Origin of the sequence: Micromonospora sp. KC721, from assembly GCF_004348355.1 — a bacterium.
Taxonomy (GTDB): domain Bacteria; phylum Actinomycetota; class Actinomycetes; order Mycobacteriales; family Micromonosporaceae; genus Micromonospora.
The window spans coordinates 1-11,935 of record NZ_SMJY01000187.1 but is presented as its reverse complement, the minus strand read 5'-3'; the positions used below and the strand labels follow the sequence as shown (position 1 = coordinate 11,935).

Below are 11,935 nucleotides of genomic sequence, written 5' to 3'. Positions count from 1 at the left end.
GGGGCCGGGGAGGAGGGTCTCAGGCGGTGACCGGTTGCAGCCGAGGGCCACTCTCCCGCCGTACGGAGGCTGTCGTCGCCTCGGCGTCCTCCGGCGGCCCCAGGTCCGGCGTCTGGAACAGGTAGCGGACGAACTCCCCACCCACCTCGTTGTCGTCCGAACCGGGCCACTGTCCGGCGCAGTCCATGCCGACCACCTCGCGGCCGGACCCGTCGGACTCCTCGACCATCGCCCACAGGCTCACCGGGTAGCAACGAGTCGCCTCCGGAGTGACCTGCCAGCGGGCGTACCAGCCGGGACGGGCGGGAACGATCTCGACGATCCTCTTCATGACGACCTTCCCTTCCGTGGTGCGCGGAAGACCCCCGGTCCCTGCGATCGTGCGACCGGGTCGGGTGAGCGCCCCTCACCCCGCGCGAGTGAACCCCACGGCGCGGCTCTGAGCCGTTACCTTCCACGCCCGGACGGGAACGCCGACCGCGACGGTGAACCCGACAGGGAGTGAGGTCGACCATGCGTAAGCAGATGGAGGGCGACAACCAGCGCCGCCGGGCCCTGGCCCGCCGAGCCCGCGAGCAGGGTCGGCAGCCCAGCGAGGTGGGCAGCACGCTCAGCGCGTCCAAGCAGCTCACCAGCCTGGACCGGGGCAGGCGGTCCGGTCCGCCGCCGGCCGGGCGGCACAAGCCGGACAGCACGCGCGGTGGCCCGGCGCCGCCGGCCCCCGCCGTGGCGACCACCGAGCGGCCGCGCCCCGATCCCGGCCCGGGCACACCGGACACCCGACTGGGCTACCGCGAGCTCGTCGACGAGGTGAGCCGACGCGCTGGAGTCGACTTCCGGACCGCGAAGGTCGGCGCGGAGGCCACCGTCCTCGCCCTGGCCTGGGCGCTCGATGAGCGGGAACGGACCCGACTGCTGGCCGCCGTGCCGGTGTCGCTGCACGACGTGGTGCCGATCGGCGGCATCGAACGGCACCGCGACCTGCCCGGCTTCTTGGCCGAGGTGGGGCGGATCAGCGGGCGCTCCCCGGAGCAGGCGCGATATCAGGCGGCGGCCACCCTCGCGGCGCTCGCCGCCCACGACGGCGAGCTCGTCGAGTCGCTGCACGTACCCGACGGGTTGCGCGACCTGCTCGGCCCGGTCGAGGCCGGCGGGGGCCTGGTGGGTGCGTCGAGCACCACCGCCCCGCTGACCGAGGGTCAGCTGCGGGACGCCCTGGACGACCTACCGTACTGGTCCAGTGACCGCCGTTCGCTGGTGCGGACCGTCGAGCTGCCGTCGAGCAACCTGGACCGGGTGCTCGACCGACTCGACCAACTCCGCGTCGACCTCGGTCGAGGGCCGCAGATCGGCCGGCCCGACCCGGACAACGCGGTGCTGACGGTACGCAGCCAGAACGCCGACGCGGTGACCGCCGCCGACATCGAGCTGGCCCACCGCGTCGACGACGCGATCGAGGAGGCCGGCGCCGGCATGGCCGGCGGTTAGGCCGGACCTCCCGGGCCGGCGGCCCGCGACGGCCGGATCGTCGCCGGCCGGTCGGGCGTCGGCCCGGGGCCCACCGGGTCTCGGCTAGCCTGCGGCGCATGGACAGCCCCGCCGACGCACCGCTGGACCTGGTCGCCGACCCGGCCCGGCGTACCGGCCGCACCCTGTTCGCCGGGGGCGTGGCCCAGTCGTACGTCGACGTCGCCGACCCCTGCCACCTGCACTTCGAGTACGTCCGGCGGATGGCGGCGCTGGTCGACCTGGCCGCACCGCCCGGCCTACCCCGCGACGTGCTGCACCTGGGCGGCGGAGCGCTGACCCTGCCCCGGTACGTCGCCGCCACCCGCCCCGGCTCGGCGCAGCGGGTGGTGGAGCGGGACGCCGCCGTGGTCGATCTCGTCGTCCGGCGGCTGCCGGCGCTGCCGCCCGAGGTACGCGTCGAGGTGGCCGACGCCCGCGACGCGGTGGTAGCGACCCCCTCCGGCCGGTACGACCTGGTGCTGGCCGACATCTACCGGGGCGCCCGGATGCCGGGGCATGTGGCGAGTCGGGAGTTCGTCGCCGAGGTGGCCCGGACCCTGCGGGCCGACGGCGTCTACCTGGTCAACGTCACCGACCTGCCGCCGTTGGTCTTCACCCGGGTGCAGGCCGCCACGCTGGGCGCGGTCTTCGCCGACGTGTGCCTGCTGGCCGACCGGCGGATGCTGCGCGGGCGTCGCTACGGCAACCTGGTGCTGGCCGCGGCCCACCGCCCGGGTCGGTTGCCGGTCGACCGGCTGGCCGCCCGGATGGCGGCCGACCCGGTGCCGGGCGGAGTGCTGCACGGCGCGGCGCTGGCCGCGTTCGTCGGTGGCGCCCGCCCGGCCACCGACGACGCCCTGGCCGGTTGAACCGCCGGTCCCGAGCCGACGCGACGCCCGCCGCGGCTAGGACCGGGCGTGGACTGGCACCTCCGGCGACGAGCTCTCCAGCGGCACGGCGTGCGCCGGCACCAGTCCCAGTTGGGTGGCCGGGCGGGACAGCGCGGCGTCGAGCACCCAGTCGGCGCCGACCCGGGTCCGGTTGCCCGGCATCGCCAGCAGGTGGTATGCGCGGGTGACAGCCTTGGCGGGCAACCCGGACAGCGGCACCTGGAGTGGGTTCGCCGCCGCGTCCTTCCCGCCGAGGTCAACCACCCAGCCGAGGTCGTGGTGCTTGTACGGCCTACGCCGGCCCTGGCCGTAGGAGGCGGCGATGTTGTGCGCGGCGAGCTTGCCCTGACGCTGGGCGTGCTGTGCGGTCATCGTGCAGATCTCCCCCGGGCGGGCGAGATCCGGCACGGCGGCGGCGTCGCCGCAGGCGAACACCTCGGGGAAGCCGGGGACGTTGAGGTACTCGTCGGTGACCAGCCGCCCCTTCTCGGTGCGCAGGCCCAGCTCGGCGACGAACGGGTCGGGGCGTACCCCGACGCACCAGACCAGGGTGCACGTCGGAATGTAGTCGCCGTCGGTGAGCTTCACCCCGTCGGCGGTGGCCTCGGCGACCGAGGTGCCCATCCGGACATCCACCCCGCGGCGGCGCAGCACCCGGTCCGCGGTGTCGGACATTCGTTGGTCCAGTTCCGGCAGGGGCCGTGGCGCCACGTCGAGCAGCAGCCACCGGGGCCGGACCGTGAGTCCGGGACGCTGGGCGTACAGCTCGTCGGTGAAGAGCTGGCCGTGCGCGGCCACCTCGGTTCCGGTGTACCCGGCGCCGACCACCACGAAGGTGGCCCGGGCCAACTGCTCGGCCGGGTCCTCGGCCTGCTCCGCCCGTTCGATCTGACGGATCACGTGGTCGTGCAGGTAGACCGCCTCGGGCAGGCCGCGGAAGCCGTGTGCGTACTCGGTGACCCCCGGGATCGGCAGGAGTTTGTTGACACTACCGACGGAGAGCACCAACCGGTCGTAGGCGAGGCGTCCGCGGTCCCCCTCGGGCTGGGTGAACCCCACCCACCGGTTGCGCAGGTCGACCTGGTCGGCCTCGCCGACGATCACCCGCACCCCGGGCAGGGTGCCGGCGAGCGGCACGCAGATCCGGGCCGGCTCCACCACCCCGGCGGCCACCTCGGGCAGCAGCGGCAGGTAGAGGAAATAGTCGGTGGAGTTGAGCACCACGATCTCGGCCCGGCCCCGGGCCAGCCGGCTCACCGTCTTCGCCGCGTGGTAACCGGCGAACCCGGCCCCCACGATCACCACACGAGGTTTCGTCATGCCTGTCGCCGTTCCCACCGATCAGGCCGGCAAACGTCACGGAAAGCCGGGCAGCCGACACCGGCGCACTCCCGACAGGCAACGGGACGGTAGGAGACAGTGACGGTGCCGGTGGCGGCGCAGACTCCTGGGCCAACGGGCCCAGTGGGCTCACCCGGCCCGGGCGGGGGCCGTCTCACCCGCCGCCGGCGCACCATGGTGGTCCACCGCCAATACCAACCGGAGGGAGGACAGCCCACATGACCACGCCGATGTCCAACGACCAGCGACAGCCGATCTACCTGCGGCAGAGCGGGCGCACGCAGCTGACGCCCCGGCAGCGCCGGCGGGTGGAGCAGAAGCAGGGCCGCGTCGAGCGGCTTGGCGGGCAGCGCCAGCAGACGCGCGGGCCGGGTCGCTGAGCAGGGCCGGGGCGGTCGCCGTACGGGCCGCCCCGGCGCGCTCACCGCTCGGACGCCGGGGCAGTGAGCGCCCAGCGCTCGTGGTCGCGCCAGGCGCCGTCGATGAACAGGTAGTCCGGCGAGTACCCCTCCTGCCGGAAGCCGAGCCGGCGGGCCACCCGCCGCGACGGCTCGTTGCCCGGCTGGATGTTTGCCTCCACGCGGTGCAGGCCGAGTGTGTCGAAGGCGTACGCCAGCACCAGCCCGATGCCGGTCGAGGCGTGTCCCGTCCCGGCGTACGGCAGAAACGCGGCGTAGCCCATGAAGCCGCCGCGCAGCGGGCCCATGATGATCCCGCTGATGTTGACGTAGCCGGCGATCTGTCCGCTCGGCCGGTCGCAGAAGAGGAAGCTCTGCTGGTCGCGGCGGCGAGCCTTGGCCAGGTACGCGGTGAACTTCTCCGGGGTGTCGGGCGCGGCGAGCCAGGGATGGTGCAGCTCGCGGCTGCGCCGGGCGGCGGCGACGAATGCGGCGGCGTCGGCGGGGCGGGGGCGGCGGATGCCGACGTCGCCCGAGGTGCGCAGGTATCTCACGTCGGGCCACGTTAGCCCGACGGCCCGACCCGCTCGCCCGCGTCGGCCCGCTCGCCCACGCGGCGATCGGGTCCGGTCAGCGGGTCACCGGTCCGTCCAGCGGCATCGGCACCGCCAGGAAGGTGGCACCGCGCAGGTCGAGCCAGGCCCGGTCGGGGGTGCGGACCAACCGCAGCATCACCCCCGTGCAGGTGGGGCAGCGGGCCACCAGACCGGGCGCGTGGGAGTAGACGTGCAGTCCGGCCATCGGGGCGACCGTCCCGCAGGACTGGCAGCGCCCGGTGGCGGCGCTGAGGTCCACGGCGAACAGCTCGCGCAGCGGGCCGTCGAGCATGTTCCCGTCCAGGTAGGACATCTCGGTCATCGGGTCTCCTCGCCGCTCAGCCGGTGGGACCGAAGCGTTCGGTGCGGATCCGCCGGTTCGCATGACCCAGTCCCACCAGCAGGTCCGCCACGGTCTCCACGAAGCCGGTGGGACCGCAGACGTAACAGAGCGGCTCCAGCTCCGGCGGCCAGCCGTGGGTGTTCACGTCGGCCAGGCCGATCCGGTGCGGGTCGCCGCGCCAGCCCTCGGGCGCCTCGCGGGTGTACACGTACGCCACGTCGAGGCCCTGGTCGTCACGGGCGCGGCGGCGCAGTTCGTCGGCGTAGCAGACGTCGGCCGGGGTACGCACCGAGTAGATCAGCCGGAACGGCGCGCGACTGCCGGCGGCCCGCCGGGCACGGATCATCGCCATCAGCGGCACCACCCCGGAACCACCGGCGACCAGCAGCACCGGCGCGCTCTCGGTCGGCCGCCAGACGAACCAGCCGCCGAGCGGACCACGCACCTCCACCGGGTAACCCTCGGCGTACACGTCGATCAGGTACGACGACACCTCGCCGTCGGGCACCCGCTGCACGGTCAACGCGATCCGGTCGCCGTCGGCCGGGCCGGCCAGCGAGTACGACCGGGCCGCCTGGTAGCCGTCCCCGGCGGTCAGCCGCACGTCGACGTGCTGGCCGGGCAGGTGCCCTGGCCAACCGGGCACGTGCAGGATCAGGGTCTGCGCGGTCGGCGTCTCCGCTCGGCGCTGCACCAGTCGGGCCACCCGCCAGGTCGCCGGCCCGGCGACGGTGGTTGTCGCGGTCATCTCAGTCGCCCTGGTAACGCTGCTCGCGCCACGGGTCGCCGTAGTCGTGGTAGCCGGCGGTCTCCCAGAAGCCGGGCTGGTCGTCGACGAGCAGCCGGATGCCGTGCACCCACTTCGCGGATTTCCAGAAGTACAGGTGCGGCACCAGCAGCCGGGCCGGGCCGCCGTGCTCGGCCGGCAGCGGACCGTCCTCGTACGTGTGGACCACCCAGGCCCGGCCGCCCCGCAGGTCGTCCAGAGGCAGGTTGGTGGTGTAGCCACCGTACGAGTGCGCCAGCGCGTACCGGGCGGCGGTGTCGACGCCGTCGAGCAGGGTGTCCAGCGACACCCCCTGCCAGCGGGTGCCGAGCTTGGACCAGCGGGTGACGCAGTGGATGTCCACCGTCGGCGTCTCCTGCGGCAGGCCGGTCAGTTCCGGCCAGGTCCAGCGGAACTCCGCGCCGGCCTCGGTGCTGAGCACGAACTCCCAGGTGTCCAGGGGCACCTTCGGGGTCGGCCCGGCCGAGAGCACCGGGAAGTCGTCGGTCAGGTACTGCCCGGGCGGCAGGGCGGGCCCCCCGGCTCGGCGCCGGCCCTGAAACCCTGGTGACACGATTCCCACCCGTCAGTCCTACCACCGGCGGTAAACGACGATGTGCCTTTCCCGGGTAGCCCGTCGCCGGCGCCCGCAGGGGCGCCGGCGACGGGCTGGGCGTCAGTGCCGGTCGACGACGACCTCGCGGTCGCCGGGCGTGCCGTGACGGGTGGCCCGCAGGCTGGTGAGGGTGACGACGACCAGGACACCGATGATGACGCCGAGGGAGGCCAGCGTCGGGATCTCCGGGACGCCCTCCCAGATGCCGTGGGCCCAGTGCAGGCCGAGCTTGACACCGATGAAGGCCAGGATGACGGCCAGGCCGTAGCTGAGATGCACCAGGCGGCTCAGTGCGGCGTGCAGCACGAAGTACAGGGCCCGCAGGCCGAGCAGCGCGAAGGCGTTGGTGGCGAAGACGAGGTACGGGTCCTCGGTGATGCCGTAGACGGCGGGCACCGAATCGACCGCGAAGACCACGTCGGTGGCGAGGACGGCGACCACCACGAGGGCCATCGGGGTGAGCGCCCGCCTGCCGTCGTGCCGGATGACCATCTTCGGCCCGTGGTACTCGTCGACCACCGGCATGAACCGGCGCAGCAGCCGCACCGACCGCATCCGGTTGATGTCGACCTCCTGCTCGTGCCCGGAGACGGCGTCACGCAGCAGCTTGACCGCGGTGGCGAGCAGGATGAGGGCGAACAGCAGGAACGCGAAGTCGAGGGTCTGCAACGCGGCGGCACCGAGGGCGATGAAGACCGCGCGGAGCACCAGCGCGCCGGCGATGCCGTAGAGCAGCACCCGCTGGGCCAGCACGGCGGGGACCGCGAACGCCGCCAGCAGCAGCATGAAGACGAAGAGGTTGTCGACCGACAACGACTTCTCGACCAGGTAACCGGTGAGGTACTCGACGCCCTGCTTTGAGCCGTGGCGTGCCCAGAGCCAGCCACCGAAGGCCAGCGGCAGCGCGATGTAGAACGCCGACCAGCCGAGCGCCTCCCGGATGGACACCTCGTGCGGGCGGCGGGTCACCAGGAAGTCGAGCACCAGCAGGGCCAGCACACCGACGATGGTCACCGCCCAGAGCGTGGGCGTGCCGACCGACTGAAGATCGGCAGCCAGATATGACGAATCCGTCATGGAGCCTCCTCGAACACCGTGCCATGTTCGAGGTCTCCTTCACCCACCGTTTCGGTGGGCAACCACCCGAGGCATGCCCGGAGCATGCCGTACTGACCGGAATGGTTCGTGGGAAGTACTCCCCTCGTGCGCTTTAGATTAGGGCAGGCCCCGACCGCCCGCAAAGCCGACCCACAGAGCTGACGTCCCTGGCCAACCACCGGGTGGCGGTTCGCCGGGCGGCTCAGGCCGGGCGCAGCAGGGTGGCGCCGGGAGCCAGCGCCGGCTCCACCATGTTCCGGTAGTCGCGGGGCAACTGCGTCATCAGGTCGTCGAACTCGCCGCCGCTGATCGCCTCACGCAGCGTGGTGAAGACCGCTCGCACGGTGTCCCGGGCCGTCGTCTCGTCGACGCCGGCCCGCCGCCCGACCCGGGCCACGAATTCGGCGGCGCCGAACCGGTCCGCCGCTTCGGTGCTCGGGCTGGGCCGCAGGACCACCTGCAACGGTGCGGGAAGCTGCACCGCGAGGTCGAGCACCTCCCCGCCGGTCAGTCGCTCGGCGAGAGTCTCCAGCGTGGCCCGGGTCAGCGTCACCGCCTGTGGCGAGTCGGTCCGCGTCCGCCGGGCCACCTGGTCGACGAAGGTGTCGTAGTTCATCGGCGCTCCCTTCGGCGTCGTGCGGCCCCGCGTACCCGTCGGGCCGGCCGGGAAACGGTGGTCCGGGCGGCAGGAGTGCTTGGGTTTTCCGACGCGGGCGGCGTGAGGTCCGTCCGGGTGGGTAACCGCCGCCGGTCGTGACCGGAATCGAGGCGGCGAGGGAGCTCACGCCATGGCGAGTTACAGCGACGTCCTGCACTACCTGTCCAGTCTTGACTACCCCGCGGGAAAGGACGACGTGGTGCGCGAGGCCGAGCGGGCGGGCGCACCCACGGATGTGCTCAAGGCGTTGCGGGCGCTGCCCCCGGTGGACTACGCCAACGGCAACGAGGTGGCCCGGTCGGCCGGAATCGAGGCCGCGCCCGAAATCGACGCGGCCCAGCGGGCGGCTCAGGCACGGGACCGGCACCAGCGGGTGTCCCAGCATCTGCGTGGCATCTGAGCCGGTGACCGGCGGGGCCGGCGAACAGGCGGACGCCCCGGGTCGCGAACCGCGACCTGGGGCGTCACCGTGCCTGTCCCGCCGCTCCGCGCCCGAACCGGGTCGCGTGCTGCCGGGATGTTCGCCCGAACCGGGCGGGCATCTCTGCCATGAACACCATACGACAAGCCATCATCCGTACGGCTGATTTTCGCCAAAAGTGTGGGATGTGCCTCAGGCGGAGATCTCCGCGTAGCGCTGCTCCAGGTCGACCCGGGCGAGCGCGCCGACCAGCCAGGCCAGCCGCTCCGACTCGCCACTGCCGGCCAGCTCGGCCAGGTCGACGGCGGACCGACCCAGTCCCAGGCGGCGGGCCGCGACCAGGGCCCGCCGGTCCGCCACCGGGGCCACCTCCCGCCACAGCGCCTGCGTCTCCCGCAGGAACAGGTCGGCCACCTGATCGTCCACTCCGGGCAGCGCGGTGAGCAGCTCCCGCTCCCGCGCCGGGTCGTGACCGGCGTGGGCACGTAACCGGCGCAGGTCGCCCCGGTACCGGTCGACCACGGTGCGGGCCAGGTCGCCGAGCACGTCGGCCAGCGCCGCCACGTCTCCGCGCTGCCCCGCCTCGCGCAGCACCCGCACCCGGTCGACGTGCCGCGAGCGGGCCAGCCGCGCGGCGCTGTCCCACCCGCTGTCCGGCAGGGCGTGGGCGGCGTCCAGGGCCCGCCGGAAGTCGCCCCGGCGAGCCAGCAGCACCGCCAGGCAGAGCAGCTGGAACAGGTTCGACGGATTGTTGGTCACCCGGAAGCCGTACTGTTCGGCGAACCCCCGGTCGCCGGCCAGCCGGCGTACCAGGCGTTTCCGGTCCTCGGTACGGGAGGTCGCACTGGTCATGACGGCGACTACCCGCCCCGGCGGCGCGCACGCCTGCCGATCAGCCGTGCCGCCCACCCCGGCGGTCCCGGGCCACGAGCCGGGTCGTCGGCATCGCCGGCGCGGCCAGCGGCGGGGCCGGGTCGTCGGCCACCGTCCCGAACCGGCGGCCGGCCATCCAGTCCGCCCGCGCGGCGGCCACCTCCTCGTGCGAGCGACCCACGAAGTTCCACCACATGACCAGCGGCTCGTCGAACGGCTCGCCGCCGAGCAGCATCAGCCGGCTGCCCGGGTCGGCGGCCAACTCCAGCCGGTCCCGACCGGCACCGAGGTAGAGCAGCGCGCCGGGGGTGAGGGCCAACCCGTCGACCTCGGCCGCGCCCGCCAGGGCCAGCAGGCCGTACTCGAAGTCGGGCCGCAGCGGCAGCGTGGCCCGCGCGGACCCACGGGCCGTCAGTTGCGCGCCGAGCAGCGGGGTGTGCACCACCGCCGGGGACACCTCGCCGGCCAGCTCACCGACGAGCAGAGTGAGATCCAGTGCCCCGTCGCGCCACCGGGGCAGCTCGGCGTGGTGGGCGAAGTCGGCGACACCCGCCCGTGCCCGGTCGGGCAGGGCCACCCAGAGCTGCACACCGTGCATCACCGGCGGGTGGCTCGCGGGTGACCGTTCGGAGTGCGCGATGCCGTGCCCGGAGGTCATCACGTTGAGCTGGCCGGGGCGGATCGGCTGCACGTTGCCGAGGCTGTCGCGGTGCACGATCTCGCCGTCGAGCAGCCAGGTGACGGTCTGCAGACCGGTGTGCGGGTGTGGCGGCACCTCCATGCCCGGCCGCTCGGCGACGTCGTCCGGACCGAAATGGTCGACGAAGCACCAGGCCCCGACCATCCGACGCTGCCGCTGCGGCAACAGCCGACGCACGGTGGTGTACCGCCCGAGCGGCACGTCGTGGCCGGGCAGCAGCACGCTGCCCGAATCGACCGGGGCCACACCGGCGGGTCGGGTCAGCGCGGGCAACGACTCGGTACGCTCCATCGCCCGACTCTATGCGCTGCCCCGTGCGTCGGCTCAGCCCTCGGTGACCGTGACGGTGTTCGCCCCCGCGACGAGGTCGAGGTAGACCCGGTCGGTGGCCCGGTCCCAGTTCGGCGAGCTGATGATCTTGCCAGTGGCCACGCCGTCGCGCCGGTCCTCGTACACCGTCACGGTCCCGGCACCGCTGCCGGCCCGGACCCGAACCGGGGGCCGGTCGGGGGCCTGGACGGTGAACTGGTTGACCCCGCCGCTCATCCGGATCGTCAGGGACCCCCGCACCGGCGGCAACCGCAGGTCGATCCGGGCCGCCCCACCGACCACCTCCACACCGCCGAGCCGGGCGGCACTCAGGTCGAGCAGATGCTGGCTGACCCCGCCGAACAGGCGCAGGTCCCAGACCAGCCGCGAGTTGAGCACCACGTCCACGCTGCCCTCACCCTTGCGCCCGGTCTTGGCCACGCGCAGCCGCACCCGGTCGTCGACCACCTCCGGGCGGGCCCGGACGGTCGACTGGGACGGGGTGCTGACCCGGTAGAGGTCCCCGCCGAGATCCTCGGCGCCCAACCGGACCACGCTCAGCCCGTCGACCAGTTCGAACGTCGCCCGTCGACGGCCGTCCACCGGCGCGGTCAGCAGTTGCCCGGACGCCGCCGACTGGGCCGCCCCCGAACCGCCCGGCTCGTCTGGCACCACGGCCGGGGCCACCGCGCCGCCCTCGGAGAACGCGATACCGAGACGGTCGGTGTTGGCCAGGGTGGCCCGGACGGCGAGCCCACCCAACGCCAGAACCACGACCGCGGCGGCGACCAGCAGTCGGGTGCTGCGCGGCCAGGACGGGCGGTCGGTCGGCGCATCGCCGACCAGGCCCGCCGCGGGCGGTTCTCCGGTCACCTCGATCTCCGGCTGCCGCTGCTGGCCCGCGGTGTCCGCGACCCCCGCACGGTCGCTCCAACCCGGTTCCGACCCCGCCATACGCTCCCCTTTCGCGTCCCCCGCCCGGGTGTACGTAGTCAACAGCCCAGCGGATCACTGCTGCGCCCGCCCACCGGTGCGGCCTCGTCGCCTCCGTCCCGCCTCCGGTGCCGGATCACAGCCCGGCGCAGGGCGCGTCGTCCACGGCACAGCCCTGGGGCGCCTTGACCAGCAGGTCAGGGTCGCGGACGTCGAAGCGCACCGTGTGGGATGCGCCGGCCGGCACGGCCGGCCCGGTGAAGCTGACCACCTGGCCCTCCTGCCGCCACTGCGCCCCGGTGGCAGCGCCGACCGTCGCGTTCGCGGCGAGCGTGACGACCAGCCGCCAGTCGTCCACACCGGCGGCGCCCGGATTGTCGATGACGACCTCGGCGGTGTAACCGAGGATCCGGGTGGTCACGGTCGCGTACCGGGCGGCCAGGGCCGGGGCCGGCGACGTCGACCCGGACGGCCTCGGTGACAG

At 73.7% G+C, this 11,935-nt stretch carries 16 protein-coding genes; 4 read left to right on the top strand and 12 right to left on the bottom strand.

Going from position 1 to position 11,935, the window contains the following annotated elements; all coding sequences use genetic code 11:
- Positions 1 to 19: 19 nt before the first annotated feature.
- Positions 20 to 331 (bottom strand): hypothetical protein, encoded by a 312-nt coding sequence (locus E1182_RS24740; protein ID WP_132269524.1) that lies wholly within the window; start codon positions 329 to 331, stop codon positions 20 to 22.
- 182 nt (positions 332 to 513) lie between these two features.
- On the opposite strand from E1182_RS24740, the gene E1182_RS24735 reads away from it, so the two are divergent.
- Positions 514 to 1,488, top strand: a complete 975-nt coding sequence (locus E1182_RS24735) for a DUF2267 domain-containing protein (RefSeq protein ID WP_132269522.1) — start codon at positions 514 to 516, stop codon at positions 1,486 to 1,488.
- A 98-nt stretch (positions 1,489 to 1,586) separates the two neighbouring features.
- The gene (locus tag E1182_RS24730; RefSeq protein WP_132269520.1) at positions 1,587 to 2,378 is read left to right on the top strand and encodes a spermidine synthase; all 792 of its coding nucleotides are present in this window, start codon (positions 1,587 to 1,589) and stop codon (positions 2,376 to 2,378) included.
- 36 nt (positions 2,379 to 2,414) lie between these two features.
- Here E1182_RS24730 and E1182_RS24725 read toward each other — a convergent pair whose 3' ends face one another.
- On the bottom strand, positions 2,415 to 3,719 hold the full coding sequence (locus E1182_RS24725; protein ID WP_132269518.1) for an NAD(P)/FAD-dependent oxidoreductase: 1,305 nt from the start codon (positions 3,717 to 3,719) through the stop codon (positions 2,415 to 2,417).
- A gap of 239 nt (positions 3,720 to 3,958) precedes the next feature.
- On the opposite strand from E1182_RS24725, the gene E1182_RS31285 reads away from it, so the two are divergent.
- The gene (locus tag E1182_RS31285) at positions 3,959 to 4,120 is read left to right on the top strand and encodes a hypothetical protein (protein ID WP_165942705.1); all 162 of its coding nucleotides are present in this window, start codon (positions 3,959 to 3,961) and stop codon (positions 4,118 to 4,120) included.
- Positions 4,121 to 4,161: 41 nt separating this feature from the next.
- Here E1182_RS31285 and E1182_RS24720 read toward each other — a convergent pair whose 3' ends face one another.
- The 6 genes from E1182_RS24720 to E1182_RS24695 all read right to left on the bottom strand — a co-directional run bounded on the left by E1182_RS24720 (position 4,162) and on the right by E1182_RS24695 (position 8,173).
- A complete protein-coding gene (locus E1182_RS24720) occupies positions 4,162 to 4,692 on the bottom strand; it encodes a GNAT family N-acetyltransferase (RefSeq protein WP_132269516.1) in 531 nt (176 codons plus the stop codon).
- A 76-nt stretch (positions 4,693 to 4,768) separates the two neighbouring features.
- On the bottom strand, positions 4,769 to 5,056 hold the full coding sequence (locus tag E1182_RS24715) for a DUF6510 family protein (RefSeq protein WP_132269514.1): 288 nt from the start codon (positions 5,054 to 5,056) through the stop codon (positions 4,769 to 4,771).
- Positions 5,057 to 5,072: 16 nt separating this feature from the next.
- Complete coding sequence (locus E1182_RS24710) at positions 5,073 to 5,825, bottom strand: ferredoxin reductase (protein WP_132269511.1); 753 nt, start codon at positions 5,823 to 5,825, stop codon at positions 5,073 to 5,075.
- Position 5,826: 1 nt separating this feature from the next.
- Positions 5,827 to 6,417: a molybdopterin-dependent oxidoreductase gene (locus E1182_RS24705; protein ID WP_207921504.1), complete on the bottom strand. Its 591-nt coding sequence runs from the start codon at positions 6,415 to 6,417 to the stop codon at positions 5,827 to 5,829.
- Between the two features lie 102 nt (positions 6,418 to 6,519).
- Positions 6,520 to 7,536, bottom strand: coding sequence for a TerC/Alx family metal homeostasis membrane protein (locus E1182_RS24700; RefSeq protein WP_132269506.1), 1,017 nt, complete (start codon positions 7,534 to 7,536; stop codon positions 6,520 to 6,522).
- Positions 7,537 to 7,759: 223 nt separating this feature from the next.
- Complete coding sequence (locus E1182_RS24695) at positions 7,760 to 8,173, bottom strand: DUF2267 domain-containing protein (RefSeq protein WP_132269504.1); 414 nt, start codon at positions 8,171 to 8,173, stop codon at positions 7,760 to 7,762.
- 172 nt (positions 8,174 to 8,345) lie between these two features.
- Between E1182_RS24695 and E1182_RS24690 the strand changes: the two genes are divergently transcribed.
- Positions 8,346 to 8,615, top strand: coding sequence for a DUF2795 domain-containing protein (locus E1182_RS24690; RefSeq protein WP_132269501.1), 270 nt, complete (start codon positions 8,346 to 8,348; stop codon positions 8,613 to 8,615).
- A gap of 213 nt (positions 8,616 to 8,828) precedes the next feature.
- Here the strand turns inward: E1182_RS24690 and E1182_RS24685 are convergent, their stop codons facing one another.
- The 4 genes from E1182_RS24685 to E1182_RS24670 form a co-directional block, all read right to left on the bottom strand.
- Entirely contained in the window at positions 8,829 to 9,488 is a 660-nt protein-coding gene (locus E1182_RS24685; RefSeq protein WP_132269498.1) for a hypothetical protein, read from the bottom strand.
- A 40-nt stretch (positions 9,489 to 9,528) separates the two neighbouring features.
- Positions 9,529 to 10,500 carry a pirin family protein gene (locus E1182_RS24680; protein ID WP_132269496.1) on the bottom strand — a complete coding sequence of 324 codons (972 nt, stop codon included), beginning with the start codon at positions 10,498 to 10,500 and terminating at the stop codon, positions 9,529 to 9,531.
- 33 nt (positions 10,501 to 10,533) lie between these two features.
- Entirely contained in the window at positions 10,534 to 11,472 is a 939-nt protein-coding gene (locus tag E1182_RS24675; RefSeq protein WP_243706403.1) for a hypothetical protein, read from the bottom strand.
- Positions 11,473 to 11,587: 115 nt separating this feature from the next.
- The coding region (locus tag E1182_RS24670) for a cellulose binding domain-containing protein (protein WP_207921503.1) at positions 11,588 to 11,935 on the bottom strand (348 nt) is incomplete at its 5' end.